Origin of the sequence: Massilia aurea (genome assembly GCF_024753205.1) — a bacterium.
GTDB lineage: Bacteria > Pseudomonadota > Gammaproteobacteria > Burkholderiales > Burkholderiaceae_D > Telluria > Telluria aurea.
In genome coordinates this window covers 163,896-179,610 of record NZ_JANUGZ010000002.1, presented here as the reverse complement: position 1 = coordinate 179,610, position 15,715 = coordinate 163,896, and the positions used below count along the sequence as shown (strand labels likewise).

At 62.6% G+C, this 15,715-nt stretch carries 15 protein-coding genes; 8 read left to right on the top strand and 7 right to left on the bottom strand.

The genetic code is table 11. The features are described 5' to 3' along the window. Positions 1 to 29: 29 nt before the first annotated feature. Positions 30 to 1,070, bottom strand: a complete 1,041-nt coding sequence (locus tag NX775_RS06445; RefSeq protein WP_183555629.1) for an SDR family oxidoreductase — start codon at positions 1,068 to 1,070, stop codon at positions 30 to 32. Positions 1,071 to 1,892: 822 nt separating this feature from the next. Here NX775_RS06445 and NX775_RS06440 point away from each other — a divergent pair. The 5 genes from NX775_RS06440 to NX775_RS06425 all read left to right on the top strand — a co-directional run bounded on the left by NX775_RS06440 (position 1,893) and on the right by NX775_RS06425 (position 4,770). After that, positions 1,893 to 2,369 carry a hypothetical protein gene (locus NX775_RS06440; protein ID WP_258835244.1) on the top strand — a complete coding sequence of 159 codons (477 nt, stop codon included), beginning with the start codon at positions 1,893 to 1,895 and terminating at the stop codon, positions 2,367 to 2,369. A 133-nt stretch (positions 2,370 to 2,502) separates the two neighbouring features. Further along, positions 2,503 to 2,736, top strand: a complete 234-nt coding sequence (locus tag NX775_RS24150) for a TrbM/KikA/MpfK family conjugal transfer protein (RefSeq protein WP_370660562.1) — start codon at positions 2,503 to 2,505, stop codon at positions 2,734 to 2,736. Further along, complete coding sequence (locus NX775_RS06435; protein WP_258835243.1) at positions 2,733 to 3,341, top strand: hypothetical protein; 609 nt, start codon at positions 2,733 to 2,735, stop codon at positions 3,339 to 3,341. The genes NX775_RS24150 and NX775_RS06435 overlap by 4 nt, the downstream gene beginning before the upstream one ends. A gap of 33 nt (positions 3,342 to 3,374) precedes the next feature. Continuing rightward, a complete protein-coding gene (locus NX775_RS06430; RefSeq protein WP_258835242.1) occupies positions 3,375 to 3,863 on the top strand; it encodes a hypothetical protein in 489 nt (162 codons plus the stop codon). A 10-nt stretch (positions 3,864 to 3,873) separates the two neighbouring features. After that, the gene (locus tag NX775_RS06425; protein WP_258835241.1) at positions 3,874 to 4,770 is read left to right on the top strand and encodes a KfrB domain-containing protein; all 897 of its coding nucleotides are present in this window, start codon (positions 3,874 to 3,876) and stop codon (positions 4,768 to 4,770) included. Between the two features lie 98 nt (positions 4,771 to 4,868). Here the strand turns inward: NX775_RS06425 and NX775_RS06420 are convergent, their stop codons facing one another. Together NX775_RS06420 and NX775_RS06415 are read right to left on the bottom strand one after the other, a co-directional pair. Further along, a complete protein-coding gene (locus NX775_RS06420; RefSeq protein WP_258835240.1) occupies positions 4,869 to 5,846 on the bottom strand; it encodes a Bug family tripartite tricarboxylate transporter substrate binding protein in 978 nt (325 codons plus the stop codon). A 129-nt stretch (positions 5,847 to 5,975) separates the two neighbouring features. Beyond that, entirely contained in the window at positions 5,976 to 6,632 is a 657-nt protein-coding gene (locus NX775_RS06415) for a DUF4230 domain-containing protein (RefSeq protein ID WP_258835239.1), read from the bottom strand. Positions 6,633 to 6,754: 122 nt separating this feature from the next. On the opposite strand from NX775_RS06415, the gene NX775_RS06410 reads away from it, so the two are divergent. After that, complete coding sequence (locus NX775_RS06410) at positions 6,755 to 7,426, top strand: class I SAM-dependent methyltransferase (protein ID WP_258835238.1); 672 nt, start codon at positions 6,755 to 6,757, stop codon at positions 7,424 to 7,426. 18 nt (positions 7,427 to 7,444) lie between these two features. Here NX775_RS06410 and NX775_RS06405 read toward each other — a convergent pair whose 3' ends face one another. The 4 genes from NX775_RS06405 to hepT form a co-directional block, all read right to left on the bottom strand. Beyond that, the gene (locus NX775_RS06405) at positions 7,445 to 10,267 is read right to left on the bottom strand and encodes an Hsp70 family protein (protein WP_258835237.1); all 2,823 of its coding nucleotides are present in this window, start codon (positions 10,265 to 10,267) and stop codon (positions 7,445 to 7,447) included. Continuing rightward, complete coding sequence (locus tag NX775_RS06400; protein ID WP_258835980.1) at positions 10,264 to 12,159, bottom strand: Hsp70 family protein; 1,896 nt, start codon at positions 12,157 to 12,159, stop codon at positions 10,264 to 10,266. The genes NX775_RS06405 and NX775_RS06400 overlap by 4 nt, the downstream gene beginning before the upstream one ends. Before the next feature lie 5 nt (positions 12,160 to 12,164). Next, positions 12,165 to 12,755, bottom strand: a complete 591-nt coding sequence (locus tag NX775_RS06395) for a DUF2760 domain-containing protein (protein ID WP_183555618.1) — start codon at positions 12,753 to 12,755, stop codon at positions 12,165 to 12,167. A gap of 121 nt (positions 12,756 to 12,876) precedes the next feature. Next, on the bottom strand, positions 12,877 to 13,320 hold the full coding sequence (hepT, locus tag NX775_RS06390) for a type VII toxin-antitoxin system HepT family RNase toxin (protein ID WP_258835236.1): 444 nt from the start codon (positions 13,318 to 13,320) through the stop codon (positions 12,877 to 12,879). Positions 13,321 to 13,533: 213 nt separating this feature from the next. Between hepT and imuA the strand changes: the two genes are divergently transcribed. Next, on the top strand, positions 13,534 to 14,241 hold the full coding sequence (gene imuA / locus NX775_RS06385) for a translesion DNA synthesis-associated protein ImuA (RefSeq protein WP_183555614.1): 708 nt from the start codon (positions 13,534 to 13,536) through the stop codon (positions 14,239 to 14,241). After that, the gene (locus NX775_RS06380; protein WP_258835235.1) at positions 14,171 to 15,712 is read left to right on the top strand and encodes a Y-family DNA polymerase; all 1,542 of its coding nucleotides are present in this window, start codon (positions 14,171 to 14,173) and stop codon (positions 15,710 to 15,712) included. The genes imuA and NX775_RS06380 overlap by 71 nt, the downstream gene beginning before the upstream one ends. Positions 15,713 to 15,715: the final 3 nt, after the last annotated feature.

Here is a 15,715-nt window from a genome sequence, read left to right as displayed (position 1 = left end):
CAAGACCGGGCGGACATACTGTTGACTGCTTACGGCTGCCCGCCGCCACCTGCCACGCCATATACATGGCCGGTGGTGTAGCTCGATTCATCCGACGCCAGCGTGACGTAGGTCGCCGCCAGTTCGGCTGGCTGGCCTGGACGCTTCATCGGCGTGTCTTCCCCGAACTTTGCACGGCCCTCCGGTGAATTGCCGCCCGCCAGTTGCAGCGGTGTCCACACTGGCCCCGGCGCCACCGCATTGACCCGAATCCCTTTTGAGGCCATCTGCTTGGCCAGCGACTTGGTGAATGCCACTTCGAACGCCTTGGTCGACGCATAGTCGAGCAGTTTTTCCGGCGGATCGTAGGCCGTCTGCGACGACGTGTTGATGATCACGCTGCCTGGCTTCATGTGCGGAATCGCTGCCTTGGTGATCCAGAACACCGCATACACATTGGTCTTGATCGTCCAGTCGAACTGTTCGCTGGTGATGTCGAGGATCGAATCGTGGTTCTGCTGGCGCGCGGCATTGTTGACCAGGATGTCCAGGCCACCGAGTTCGCGCACGGCCGTTTCCACCATCTTCTTGCAGAACGCTTCATCGCGAATATCGCCCGGTACAGCTACGGCCTTGCGGCCGGCATCGCGGATCAATTGCATCACTTCACGTGCATCCGGCTCTTCGGCTGGCAGGTAGCCGATCGCCACGTCCGCGCCTTCGCGCGCGTACGCGATCGCGGCGGCGCGGCCGATGCCCGAGTCGCCGCCCGTGATCAGTGCCTTGCGGCCGGCCAGGCGGCCACTGCCGCGATAGGTGGTTTCGCCATGGTCAGGGCGCGGTGTCATCTTGCTGGCTAGTGCTGGCCATGGCTGATCCTGATTCGGGAACGGCGGGCGCGGATAGCGCTTGGCCGCTTCGCGCGCGGCGCCGGCGGCTGGCTGGTTGCCGCCCGCGGCTTGCTGGGCCAGGGCTGGCACGGCGGCGGCCGAAGCGGCAACGCCGGCGGCCACGGTGCCGACGAACCGGCGGCGCGATGGCGCCATGTCTTGCGTGGTCTGGTTCTCGACCTTCTTGTCTTCCGAATGCATGCTTGCTCCTTGGATGTGGTGGCAGGGTGCCGGTAGCGGTCACGACGTTGATAAAGATGTTAGTCGTTATCGAAAAGCCATGGTGTTCGGTAGCGGTGCGGCAATGTCTTGGAAGGGGCGTGGATGGCGCCTGAAGCAGGGCAGGCTGGGGTCTTCATCGCGCTGATGAGTACTGAAGTGGGGTAAGCATGTGTTGAACTGCAATCGTGGCGTGTAAGGGTACCGGCACATTCTTCAGTTTCTTGAAATCGGGCCGCCTCTCGCGTTGCTTGACCATCCTCGGCCGATGTTGGCTATAGCGATCCCGCAGGCGCAGGGCAGCCTCAATCGGCGCGCGGCCGTCGTCGCGAATGGCAAGTCAATGCAGCGCTGCTGCACGACAGTCGGCTGACAAGGTACCGTTCCATTCTTGCTCCTTCCCCTGGCTTGCACATTTCATTCACGATGTTGAATGTTGGCAGTCCAATCCTCGGACTGGTTTTTGCATGCCAAACCATCTTATCTCCGAAGCCTTTAACGCTTGCTACAAACGGCAAGATAACTGAAGACAGCGCGAAAGCGCCATCCGTGCACGCTTGTTGTGATTTTCCGAAACAGGTTCGACATGTGAGAAAATTGTTGTGAGTGTCATCGCGTGAAGTAGAGAAGTCAACGCTTCTTGCTGAGTTGTACCGGTCGGAACAAACTTAAGATTTCGGGCCAAGCTAAAAAAATTGATATGGTTAAGAAAAGGGCAATTATTCTCGATATTTAATGCACATCATATCAGCGATTCTTTTGGCAATTCTTTCAATGACAAACATACATAGTGGGACAATAGGCATGAATAAAGGTTTGAAGTTCAGCACGCATGATTTTGGCATATTGTGTTATGGGGGTATTACCAATCTAAAATTAGTGTATGCAGGCTCTCCGCATAAATTATGTACTAAGTCTCCGGGGCGCGAGAAACTGCCATCCGATGAGAAACGAGGGCCGGGTTTTTTATCGGGCTCTTATCACGCGTTTGCAGGACCGGTAGAGATGGAATGGAATGCGCGTGACGGAAAAAATTTGACTCATACCATAGACTTGGATGAGGTTTTCAAGGACAGAATAGTGCTCCACACTGCTGACCCGGCGCTTGTTTATAAAGACAATCCGATTTCAAGTGGCCAGCCCACGATCGTTGTTGAGGTCAATGACCGTACGGTTAATGTCTATATGGAAGTCGGTTTGATATTGGTGCGCGCTGATCCGACTGATACGGGGCGCGATCACAGCATTTATTTTACCCGTGCCTACTCAAAAACTCTTTGAAGATCGGTCATGAAGAAGGGGGCAATCGATGGCATGGATGTAGCGATTGGTTTAGCAGAAAATTTACGAGCTACGAAAAAGCGGGCAATGAAGTAAGTTAGTTTGGCTTTTGCCGTGCTCCCAGCCAGCTCCAATGAAATATCTTGGAATTAGCGCTCGCAAGATGAGAAATACTATTAAAAGACGAAAGAAGTTTTTGAAAAATTACCCGACTGCTATGCGAGATCTGGAAATGGCTGCCCTTGCCAATGCTATTTCTGCTAGTGAATATGATGCTATTTGGCAGAGTAAAGCCAAAATGTCACCAACGAAGATGCGGCAAACAGCACGGACCAGTGTTGACAGAAATTCCTTTCTGTATCCATGAAATTGCAAAAAAATCAGTATCACAAAGCGAACCGTTTTATTATCAATCTTCGATATGCAATACGGATTTTGTCAGCGCTTTTTTTGGCAATTTTTTCACTTACAAACTTAGAGGTTAGGGCAATGGACATGAATAAAGTTTTGAAATTCAGCACGCATGATTTTGGAATATTGTGCTATGGAGGGATCACAAACTTGGAGCTGGTATATGCGGGCTCTTCGCATGAATTATGCTTCGATACTCCAGGGCGCGAGAAACTACCGTCTGATGAGAAAAGAGTGCCGGGTTTTTTATCGGGCTCTTATCCTACTTTTGCAGGACCGGTCGAGATGGAATGGAATGCACGTGACGGAACACATCTGACTCATACTATCGACCTGGATGAGGTATTCAAGGATAGGGTGGTGCTTCATACCGCCGACTCGGCCCGCATTTATAAAGCCAAACCCATTTCGGGTGGTGAGCCTACGATCATTGTCGAAGTCAATGACCGCACAGTTAGTGTCTATATGAAAGTCAGTTTGCAACTGGTGCGCGCTGATCCGACTGACACGGGGCGCGATCGCAGCACCCACTTTACCCGCGCCTATTCAAAAACTCTTTAAGGGTCAGTCATAAAAAAGGGTTCAATCTATGGCGTGGATGTAGCCGTAGCTTCGGCAGAAAAATTGGCAAGCTATGACAAAGCTCCTAAAGAAGTAAGTCAATTTGAATCGCCGCAGCTTCACGACACACGTGCAGACCCGCATTCGCGGCTGTTTGTCGCGCTGTTTGATGGCATGGAAAATGATGTTGTCAAAGACCCGCTACATGCTTCCAATGTCGGCTTGTTGAAAGAACAAATCGAGGAGAATGAACGAGACGACCCCACCATCAGTGGTTTTTACAAAGAGGGGCCAAGTACTCGGGGTGGGGTAAAGGGGGTGCTCGATGGTGCCATGGGTCGCACATACCAAGAGCGTATTGACTTTATGTATCAGAAGCTTGCAGAACGTACAGCTATTTGGCTGGAAGAAGATCCTGATGTCAATATTAAGGTGTTATCAGTAGGGTTCAGCCAGGGGGGGACAGGCCGCCGGTTTTTCCAGGCTTCTCCACGAGCGCGATATCCGGTCTGTAGAGAATGAAAAACAGGTATTGCGTGCTCCGGGAACGACCCCGCAGGCCCTTGGCTTATATGACCCTGTTGCGACCGGTACTCCCTCACGTAATGACAGGCGCCCTCCACCGTCAGTCGTTTCGGGCATTCAGATTACCGCAGGTGATGAGTACCGTACCAAGTTTCCTTCGACTACCATCATTGCACAAGGAAAATCAGAAGATGGTCGCTTCCTTGGCGTAACCACCGCAGGGGCGCATAGTGATATTGGTGGGGGGTATTTGCTCAACGGATTGCCAGCGCGCAATTTCAATTTGATGGCGGATTATCTTAACAAGACGATCGGTCATGATGCCATTGTTAAAATTCAAGTCCCGCCCGAGCCAGAGAAAAGCGTTATACATGATTCCACACAGCACAAGTGGTTTTATCGATCGGTCGAGGAACGCGCTATTATCGAGCGAGCCGAGCCAACAGGACGTTTACCACTAGAGCCGGGCGACGCTACGATCATGCTGAAATTTTCAGGCAAAAGCATTCCCGAAATTGTGCTCGTGGACAGATCTCTGAAGCCCGAAGGGCACGAAGTATTAGTAGTCGCTAACGGAAAGAGAGTGCTGGACAAGGTTGTCGATGGTGCCTGGACATCACGATCTGCTGGTCCAAGTAAAAATTTACCAGAAGGTTCATACGACCTTACAGCAGCGGAACGGCCTGCGAAGTCAGCGAGTTCCAAGTCGTTTGAAGGGACTATATTGCACACCGATAAAAAGCATGTGTATCAGTTACAGGATAATCAAAGAGAAAAAGCGAGCATCGTACGGCATGACCTGGCACTTTTTAAAAGTGCGCCCGAGATTGGTGCGACGACAAAGGTTGACTACATACGAGGTGCTGGGCATGTCGTAGGCCACGAGCGAGCGTTAGAAAAATAACGCCAATGTCGTCGTCAAGCGCTATATCTGACACAAAAAAACGGGTGACCCGGCAAAGCCGCATCACCCGTTTCAGGGCGCTACCCAATCGCTGACAATCAGTCGACGGTTGCGCCGCTGTCTTTCACGACTTTCGACCATTTGGTGGTCTCAGCCTGGACGAACTTGGCGAAGTTCTCAGGCGTGTCGCCAACGTATTCGGTGCCGGTATCGGCCAGCACGCGCTGGAAGTCAGGCGACTTCATGACCTTCTGCGTTTCGGCGTTGATCTTGTCGACCACGGCCTTCGGCGTCTTGGCTGGCACGAACATGCCGTACCACGCATACGATTCGATCGGCAGGCCGGCTTCGGCGAAGGTTGGTACGTCCGGCAGCAGCGGCGAACGCTTGTTTCCCGAAATGGCGATTGGCTTGACCTTGCCGCTCTTGATGTGCGGCATGATCGCGATGGTGCTGTCGAACATGATCGGGATGTGGCCGCCCAGCAGGTCGGAAATCGCCGGTGCCGAACCCTTGTAGGGCACGTGGACCATGTCGAGCTTGGTCACGCCGCGGAAAATTTCACCGGTCAGGTGTTGCGGGGTACCGTTACCTGCCGATGCATACGAGAACTGGCCGTTCTTCGACTTGATCAGTGCCAGCAGTTCCTTGACGTTCTTGGCCGGGACCGATGGGTGGGCAACCAGCACCAGCGGCGCGCGCAGCAGGTTGGTGACCGGGATCAGGTCGGTCGCCGGGTTGAACGCCATTTTCTTGTACAGGCTCGGGTTGATCACGATTGGTGCGCTCGAGGTGATCAGCATGGTCTGGCCATCGGCCTTGGCGCGGGTGACCGCTGCCGAACCGATATTGCCGCCGCCGCCGCCGCGGTTATCGATGACGAACGACTTGCCCAGTGCGGTCGTCAAGCCTTTGGCCAGCGGGCGCGCCGCGATGTCCGACGGGCCGCCTGCCGGCCATGGCACGACGACGGTCACGGTGTCGCTTGGCCAGGTTTGGGCGAAGACGCTGGTGGAAAGAACGGTTGCCGCGAGAGCAAAGACAAGGGTTTTTCCGCTGGATGGGAAGACGCGCATGGTGTTGTCACCTCTATATAGTTGATTTGTTCCGATAACCTGCTCAGACGATTTTACACGAAGGGTCAGGCCGGTTGCGTCATCGCAGGTGTAATCTTTTGTTTCTAAGTGGGAATTTTTTACAACAGATTATGGCGTCGTAACGGGCTTTGCCTGCCCGGTGCTTGCCTCCCACACGACCGTCGGCGTCCAGCCGGTGGCCAGCAGCGTGGCCTGCATCACGGTGGCGGCGTTGTCCCTCGCGGTATTCAGTATCGTTGGCTGGCTGCATGCGGCCTGCACCGCTTTCTGCGCCGTGGCCAGTACGTTGTTCATGGCCGTGGTGCGCGTTTGCGCCGATGGAATGAACGCCTGCAAGCCCTGGTCGGTGATCGCATAGAAGTACGAGCCACCCTTGTCGCGCGGTTCGTGGTTGATGCGCGCCTGGAGCGGCGAGGGCGCCGGCAGCACGACCGTCAGCGTGCGCGCCGTGTTGTCGATGTCTTCGTAGCGCGCCTGGCGCAGATCGGTGGCCAGCGTGCAATCGCCGCGCGCCACCAGCAGCACGCGGGTACTGCCAAGCCGGACTTCCCATTGCGACCACGGGATGTCCACGGCATTCGGCTGCGTGAATTCGATCACGTCCGAATAATTCATCTTGAGCGACACCAGATGCCCCATCTTCTCGAGCGACACCAGCGGCGGCGGTGTGGGCGCTTCGTCAGCCGGACGCTTGATGAGCGCGAAGGTAATGGCGGCAGCGAGGACGGCGACGAGCAGGATGGGCAGGTGTTGCGATGGTTTCATGGGCGGCAGGGGCGGGTGCGTTGGCGGAGTCGGCGGCCAGTCTATCCGATCCTGTGGATGGCTGTCGTTCACCGTGTGCCATGATTACCTGCGGCATAATGGTGTCATGACAGGAGGAGCCGATGCCAGGTCTTACCGATGCTGCTGTTCTTGACGCGTGGTCGCGCAACGTCGACCCCTGGACCACCGCCGTGCGCGGCGGTGAGATTGAAACCCGCACGCTGGTCACCAACGCCGCCATCGTCGATGCAGTGCGCAGCCTCGATCCGGCCACCGGCATCGATCTCGGTTGCGGCGAAGGCTGGCTGGTGCGCGCGCTGCCTGGCGTGGCGATGGTCGGTGTCGATGCGATTGCCGCACTGGTCGAGAAAGCCAATGCCGCTGGCGGCGGCGACTTTTGCGTGCTGTCGTTCGAACAGATCGCGCGGGGCAGGCTGGCGCTGGCGGTCGATGTCGCGGTCTGCAATTTCTCGTTGATCGGCAACGAGGCGGTCGATGGCCTGCTGCGCGCGGCGCCGACCTATCTGCGCGAGGGCGGCTCGCTGGTCGTGCAGACGGTGCATCCCCTCATGGCGTGCGGCGATGCGCCGTATGTCGACGGCTGGCGCGCCGGCAGCTGGGCTGGGTTTTCCAGCGACTTCGCCGATGCGCCGCCGTGGTACTTCCGCACAATCGCAAGCTGGGTCGCGCTGTTCGCAGCAAACGGGCTGCGGGTCACCGCCATGCGCGAGCCGCTGCATCCACGTACCGGCAAGCCGGTCTCACTGATCCTGATCGGGCAGCTGGAAGCGTGATGCGTCGATCGACCGCGTTCAGCGCAGCAGCTTGAGCCCCGGCGGAAGCGCATCGCCCAGCATGCGCGCTTCGCTGGCCTGATCCAGTTCCACGACCTCGCGCACCATCGCCATCCACGCCGCTGGCGCGCCGCTGGCGGCCAGGCGGCGCAGCACGTCGCCGCGCACCGCGTCATCGATGTCGCGCGAACGGTCGCCCGTCATGCGCGCGATGTGGGCGGCGGCAAAGCCGGCCGGCTCCACCTTGCGCCAGTCGAGCAGCAGGAGCTGGCGCAGCCAGCCCTCGGCCACGTCGGGCGGCGCTACCTCGTGCGCGCTCGACTGGAACGACTGGCGCGCACCCACGCGGCCCAGCGCCCACAGATAGCGGCCGTAGCGCGCGCTGGCGCGGGCATCGAGCTTGCCGCCGGCGGGGATGTCGGCGATCTGCTTGAACAGCCATTCCCCGATCTCGGCCTTGTAGGCCGACGGGATGCGTTCGAGCGACGCGCCCACGCGCAGCAGGTCTTCTTCGCTGCCGTCGACCAGCGTGACGGGGCGCCGGCCACGCTCGGCGGCATCGGCCTGCAGGTTGAAGGCGAAATCGTCCAGCACGCGCAGTTGCGCGTCGAGCGACAGGCCGCCGGCCACGCGGCGCCACAGCGTCCACCATTCGGCGCGCACCTGGCTGTCCTTGTGGTGCTGCACGCCCGCTTCGAACAGGGCCCATAGCCCCTCCATGCGCCACTCGTCGAGCGGGTGGCCGAAGCCGGGGCGCAGGCTGTAGCCGGCCAGGTTCAGCCACGCGCGCTCGTGCTCGACCGAGCGGCGCCGGCCTTTTGCGCGCGCCATCAGGGCGTCGAACAGGCGGCGCAGCAGCGGCGTGGTCCAGCTTTCGCGTGGGCCGAGCAGGTGTTCGAGGCCAGCGCGCAGTTGCTTGACCTCCTTCGGCTCGACCTGTTTCGAGCGGGCGCCGAACACGCGCTCGATCTTGTCGATCGCCGCGTCCAGGTTCGCGGGCAGGGCCTCGTCCTGTGCGTCGATATCGCCGTCATCATCGCTATTGCCACGCAACTGGAACGCCAGTTGCCAGCGCCCGCCGCCGTCTTCGGCGACGCAATGCACTTCGAGCGAACCGGTTTCGCTCAGCGTCGTCACCAGATGCACGGGAATCTCGGCTGTTGTGCTGGACCTCGAGGCGCGCAGTACTGTCGCAATCGGCGGCAGGCGCACCACGTCGGCCAGGTCGAGATCGACCAGGTCACCGGCCTGTGGCGCCGCGCCGGCATCGGCAATCGTCGAGACCAGGTGAAAGCGCACCGGCCGGCCGACGCGCAGCGCGAAGCTGCGGTTTGCCAGCGTGACGTCCGTGGCGGCCGGCGTGCCGCGTGGCAGCAGGCAGACGGCGCGCAGCAGGCCGGCGCGTGCTTCGCCGTCCAGGAGCAGGTAATAGTTACGGGCCGCGCCGCTGTCGATCGCCGGCGCCAGACCCTGGCGCGCCAGCGCGTAGGCGACGCCGCCACGGGCGACGGCGATATCGGGATTCTCGTTGTGCAGCACGCGTACTGGCGCGCCACGCCAGCCGCTCAGCGTGTCGACCAGGCGCCTGGCCAGCGCTGCGCCCCTGAACACGCCGCCGTTGAGCAGCACCGTATCCGGAATCGGGGTCACGCCGCCTTCCAGGCCGAGCGCCTCCCGCGACGCCGCGGCATGCTGGCGCAAAAAGCTCGCCAGATGCCGCGTGATGGCCGGGTCGCTCGCATACGGCAGGCCGAATTCGACGATGCCGGCGCGCGCACGCGTCGGTTCGTCCTGCGCGGCGTTCAGCGGCAGGAAGCCATCGAGCACGATGCGCTCGATGTCGCTGCGCAGCAGGTCGGCCTTGCGAGCGGCGCCAATCAGGCGGCTGCCGGCGCCGAGCAGCGTGACGGCGACCGACTCGGGTGCGTCGTCGGCCAGCAGTTGTTCCTTGGCGGCGCGGCAGCGTTCCGTGAGCTGGGCCAGGCGCGCGGCCGACAGGCGCGTGCGTGCATTGTCATTGTCTGCGCCGGCCATGCGCGCTTCGATCAGGTGCGCCAGCGCGAGGTCCATATTGTCGCCACCCAGGATCAGGTGGTTGCCCACGCCGATGCGCGTCAGGTGCGGCTCGCCATCCTTGGTATCGACCTTGACCAGGCTGAAATCGGTGGTGCCACCGCCCACGTCGGCCACCAGCACCAGCCGCGCATCGCCCAGATCGTCGGCCAGGCTGGCGCGATGGCGGTACAGCCAGTCGTACAGCGCGGCTTGCGGTTCTTCCAGCAGCGCGACCTGTGGCAGGCCGGCCAGCCTGGCCGCTTCGAGCGTCAGCGCGCGGGCGCCTTCGTCGAACGACGCCGGCACCGTGAGCACGATCTGCTGGCGTTCAAGGGGTTGTTTGGGAAAGCGTGCATTCCATGCGGCGCGCAGGTGTGCAAGGTAGCTGGCGCTGGCGGCCACCGGCGAGACCTTGGGCACGTCGTTGTCGACACCCCACGGCAGGATCGGCGCCATGCGGTCGACGCCGTCGTGCGACAGCCAGCTCTTGGCGCTCGTGACGAGCCGGCCCGGCGTGGCCGCACCGAGCACACGCGCCAGGCGTCCCAGCGCAACGCGCTTGACGCCGGCGACGTCCGGCTGCTGCCAGGGCAGTTGCAGGGCACCGGGCGCGAGTTCGTCCGGCCCCGGGTGGTAACGCATCGACGGCAGCAGCGGTGCGCCGGCCACTTCGCCGGGCGCCACCAACTGATCGATCTGGAATAACTCGATGCCGCCCGGGCCATTGCGGCCGTAGGCCAGCACCGTGTTCGTGGTGCCCAGATCGATGCCGACGAGCCAGGTCACTGGACCCCGGCCGCCGTACGCACGTCGAACTCGATCTTCCAGCGCTGGCCGTCACGCGCCACCGCCAGCAGTTCGAGCGTGCCGGCGTCCGTCGCCAGCGCATGCAGTTTTACCTGCACAACATCACCTGCTGCGCGGCCATCGGCCGGCAGCGTGGCCTGGATCTCGTTCATTTCGTGCAGCTCGTCCGGGCCCCAGAATTCGAGCACGTCGCCGATGCGATCCTGGCGGCGCGTGGTCGAGCCGAAGAAGCGGAACGTCACCGGCTCGCCGATCACCAGGCCAAATTCCTGGCCCGGCAGTTCGAGTTCGCTGCCTTCCTCCATGCCGAATGGCGCCACGCACAGGGCTTCGAGTGGCGGCTCCATGCCCGGGATGGCCGGCATCGACGACTCCACACCGACGTAGTACGAGCGCGCCGTGCCGCCGCGAATGCGTACGCCACCGCCACGCCGCGCGTAGCTGAAGTAGGCTGCGCCGCGCGCGACGGCCAGATCGAGATCGGCGCCTTCGAGCATGCGGGCCGGTTCGGCGCCTTCCATGTACAGCCAGTCGTTGATGGTGTCCATCACGCGCTGGGCCAGGATGCCCGACTTGAACACGCCGCCGTTGAACAACACTGCGCTTGGGTGCAGGAAGGTGTGGTCGGCCGTGACGCGGCCAGTGAAACCTTCGAGTTCGGCGGTGGCGCCGGCCTGGCGCGCGAGGAACGCGGCCAGGTGGCGCGTGATCGCGGCATCTTGCGCATACGGCAGGCCAAGCTGGGTCAGGCCGGCGCGGGCGCGCACGGTCGGCCGCGCCGAGGCTTCCACGCGCGGGAAGAAGCCGTCGGTGATGAAGGCGGTGACTTCGTCGCGCGTGAGTTCAGTACGGATCGAGCCGCCAATGAGTTTCGAGCCGCGGCTTGGCACCACGATCGGGTGCGTCGTCGCATTGGCGTCGGCCAGCAGCGCTTCTTTCGCGCTGCGGCAGCCGTAGGTCAGTGCGCGCATCTGCCAGGCGTCGAGCTGCGTGCCGTTGGCCGCGAGTTTGCGGGCCACGAAGTGGGCCAGCGCCAGGTCCATATTGTCGCCGCCCAGCAGGATATGGTCGCCCACGGCCACACGGTGCGGTTCGAGCTTGCCATCACGTTCGAGGATCGCGATCAGCGAAAAGTCGCTGGTGCCGCCGCCGACGTCGACCACCAGGATGATGTCGCCCGGTGCGACCTGCTTGCGCCAGCGACCGCCGCTGCCCTGGATCCAGCTGTACAGCGCCGCTTGCGGCTCTTCGAGCAGGGTCGGCGTGAAGCCGGCCAGGCGCGCGGCGTCCAGCGTCAGCTCGCGTGCTCCCGGATCGAACGAGGCGGGAATGGTGACCGTGACCGATTGCTGGTCGAACGGTGCTTCGGGGTGCGCAGCGTTCCAGGCCTGGCGCAGGTGGCGCAGGTAGTGGGTCGATGCATCCAGTGGCGACACACGGGTGACTTCGTCCGGCGCGTCCGTTGGCAGGATCGCGGCGCGGCGGTCCACGCCCGGGTGGCACAGCCAGCTCTTGGCCGACGAGACCAGGCGGATCGGCGTGGTCGCGCCGCGGTTGCGCGCCATCTCACCGGCGATCGCAGTTTCTTCGGTGTCGCTCCACGGCAGCGCGCGTTCGCCGGCCGGCAGTTCGTCCGGGTGCGGCAGGTACAGGAACGATGGCAGCAGCGGCAGCGCTTCGATCGTGCCGGGCGCGGTCAGTTGCGGGATGGGCAGCACGGCGTCGACGGCCTGTTCGCCGTCACTGGCCTGCAGGTCGACATACGACAGCGCGCTGTGGGTGGTGCCCAGGTCGATGCCGATGGCGTAGCGCGGCTCGGCCGCGTTGTTCAACGGGTCGCTCAACGAGTCATTCAACGGATTGTTCACGATGTCGTTCACAGTTCCACCTCCGCCGGGGCCAGCACGCGCGCATCGTGGCGCTCGGCCAGTTGCGGCAGCGTGACGCTGGCAGCGCGCCAGCCGCGATGGCTCAGGGTGCCGTTGAACGGCGCCGTGCCGACCACGTTGCCGGTCAGGCGCACGCTGGCGGCATCGAAGCCTTCGTTCAGCGTGATGCGTGCACCCTCGGCTTCGCTGCGCACCGGCTCGATCGTGAAGTGCTCGCGCAGCACGCGCGCGCAGCCTTCGTGCACGACGCGTGCGGCGGCGCCGATGTCGGCGTCCGAATAGCTGGTGAGGTTTTCGTGGGCGAAGTCGATCAGGCGCGCTTCGCGCTGGAAGAGGCTCAGCAGCTGCAGGGCCGAATCGGGCGTCGGCGCGCGCAGGGGCGTCGGTGCTGGCGCTGGTTTCACGACAGGTGCAGGCGCCGGCGCCGGGGCTGGCACTGGTGCCGGAGCAGCGGTCGGGCCGACGCCGTCATCGCGCACGCGCGCGGCGAATTCGGCATCGCCGAGTGATTTGAACAGGGCGCCGAAGGCGATCGACAAGCGGCTGAAGAAGCCGGGCAAATTGGTCTGTTGGGTCATGGTTGTTTTGATTGGTCAGTGCGAAAGCGGCGACCCGGCGCATCCGGCGCCAGGGAATCCCGCTCCCAAAAGAGGCGCATGATACCAGCAGGCGCACCGTTGGCGCACTGACAAGACATGGTCAGGGTTGGCCGATCGCGCGCGCGCCGCTCGTCAGCGCTGCTGCGTATTCGGTGAAATCGCCAAGGCCGCGCTTGATGATCGTGACGAGGGCGGGCAGGGGCGCGGCCTGGTAATCCCATTCGGCGCGGCAGAATTCGCCGGTGCGCTTGAGGTTTTCGGCCACGACCGGCGCGATCCAGCCATGCCCGGCCAGCAGCGTGATGACCTCGCGCTCGTCCTGCGCTGGTCCCAGGCGCGCGCAGCCGATCACGTAGTCACCCATCTCGATCGCCGCTTCCCAGGCCCGGATCACGTTGAGGGTGGCCGCATCCTGGCGCGTGATGTCGTCGGTGAACGTCGTGGGATCGCGCTCGTATTCTTCGCGGGCGCGGTTGCAGCAGCGTTCGATGATGCCGGCTTTTTTGAGCAGAAGATCGGTATTGGTGCTCATTACGTTGCTCATTGACAACTCCATGGTCGGGGCACACGAAGAATATATATGGCGCCAGAAAGCCGGTCTACAAGGTGCTGCTACGGGCGTAGGGCGCTTTGCACGGCATTTAATCTCCATAAATCCAGCTAAGCGACTTGATGTAGACAAAATGAAAAGCTCTTGCCAAGCCCCGTTTCAACGAGTACTGTACGTTTATACAGTACTTGCATTGTTATCACTATCATGAATCCTTCTTCCATCTTTGCTGCACCAGAGGCATTGCACCCATCGCTGTGGCGCGCCTCGCAGCTGGCGCATGCCGACACGCGCTGCATCGACACGGGTCACGCTACCTTGTCGGGCCAGTTGCCGGGCGGCGGCTGGCCCGGTGGCACCCTGGTCGACCTGTTGCTGCAACAACCCGGCATCGGCGAAATGCGGCTGCTGCGCCCGGCGCTGGCCGCCTGCGCATCGCGCCGCATCGTGCTGCTGCAACCACCCCATCCACCCCAGGCGCTGGCGCTGGCCGCGCTGGGCCTCGATCCATCCCAATTGCTGTGGCTGCGCTCGACGCGCAGCGCCGATGCGCTGTGGGCGGCCGAGCAGGTCTTGCGCAGCGGCAGTTGCGGTGCGCTGCTGTTCTGGGCCAACCACGTGCGCAGTGACAGCCTGCGCCGCCTGCACCTGGCGGCGCAGGGTGGCGAAACCCTGTTCTTCATGCTCCGTCCCCTGTCTGCTGCGCAAGATGCGTCGCCCGCGCCGCTGCGCCTTGCGCTGCGCCCGGCCGCCGGCGGCATGACGGTCGACTTCATCAAACGCCGGGGACCGCAGCGCGACGCGCCGCTGTTCCTGCCCCTTGGTTCTTCACTACTGCAACGCCATGCGCCTCTGGATCGGCCTGTATTTGCCCCAGCTACCGCTCGAAGTCTTCAGCCCACGCTGGTGCAATAGCAGCAGCAATGGCGGCGGTGCCGATGGCGCCGATGCTGCCGATGCTAGTGCTGCGGTTGATCCCGGCATCGTGGTTCTGGAACAGGAGCGGGTGATGGCCTTGTCGAAGGCGGCGCACATCGAAGGCGTGCTGCCCGGCATGCGGCGTGGTGGCGTGCTGATGCTGATGCCCGACGCGCGCATCGTCCAGCGCAGCCACGAGCGCGAGGCCGAGGCCTTGCAGGCAGTGGCGATGGCGATGCTGCAGTACACGCCGCAAGTGGCGCTGGCCGAAGAAGCCACGCTGCTGCTCGACATCGGCGCCAGCCTGCGCCTGTTCGGCGGCATCCGGCAGTTGTGCGAGCGCGTGCGCGCCAACCTGCGCACACTCGGCTTTACGGGCTGCATTGCCTGCGCGCCCACCGCGCGCGGCGCCTGGTTGCTGGCGCGCCGCAATGCGGGGCGCGCGGTCAAGATGGACTCGCTCGTGCGGCGGCTCAATCGCCTGCCGGTGAGCCTGCTACCACCGGCGCGGCCGTTCGCGGCCTGGTTCGATGGCCTCGGTTGCCGCTGGCTGGACGAATTGCAGCGCCTGCCCCGGCCCGGTCTGCAACGGCGCTGCGGGCGCGCGCTGCTCGACATGCTCGACGCCGCGTATGGCCACAGCCCCGAACTCTTGCAATGGATCGAGCCGCCCGAACGGTTCCAGGCCCGGCTCGAACTGTTCGACCGGCTCGAACATGCCGACCTGCTGCTGGCCGGCGCCCACCACCTGGTATTGCAAATGACGGGCTGGCTGTGCGCGCGCCAACTGGCGGTCGAACGCATCCTGCTGCTGCTCGAGCACGAGCGGGGCAGGGTGGCCTGTCCGCCCACGGCGGTCGAAGTGGCGCTGGCCGAACCCACGTGGCGCGACGAACACCTGATGCGGCTGCTGCGCGAACGCTTGGCCAAGCTCGAACTTGTCGCGCCCGTGATCGGCATCCGGCTCGAAGCGCAGCAGTTGCAGGCGATGGCGCCGCCGACCGACTCGCTGTTTCCCGATCCTGGTGGCAGCGAAGAAGACCGCATGCGCATGATCGAACTGCTGGTTGCGCGCCTGGGCACCGACAATGTGCTGCAGGCGCTGCCGCATGCCGATTACCGGCCCGAGATCGCCAACGCCTGGGTGCCGGTGCACGAGAAAATGAGCGCGGCGGCGCGCGCCGCGCAGATGCCGCCCGATGTGCAAAGCCTGCCCCGGCCAAGCTGGCTGCTGGCCAAGCCGCTCGCGCTGCTTATGCGCGACCACCGGCCGTTCTATGGCTCGCCGTTGCGGGTGGCATCCAATCCCGAACGCATCGAGGCTGGTTGGTGGAGCCAGACGCAAACGCGCGATTATTTCATCGCCGAAGGCAAGGACCACGCGCTGTACTGGATCTACCGCGAGCGCATCAACGGTTCGGGCGAGGATGCGGCGCCGCGCTGGTTCCTGCATGGCTTGTTCGGGTGAGGT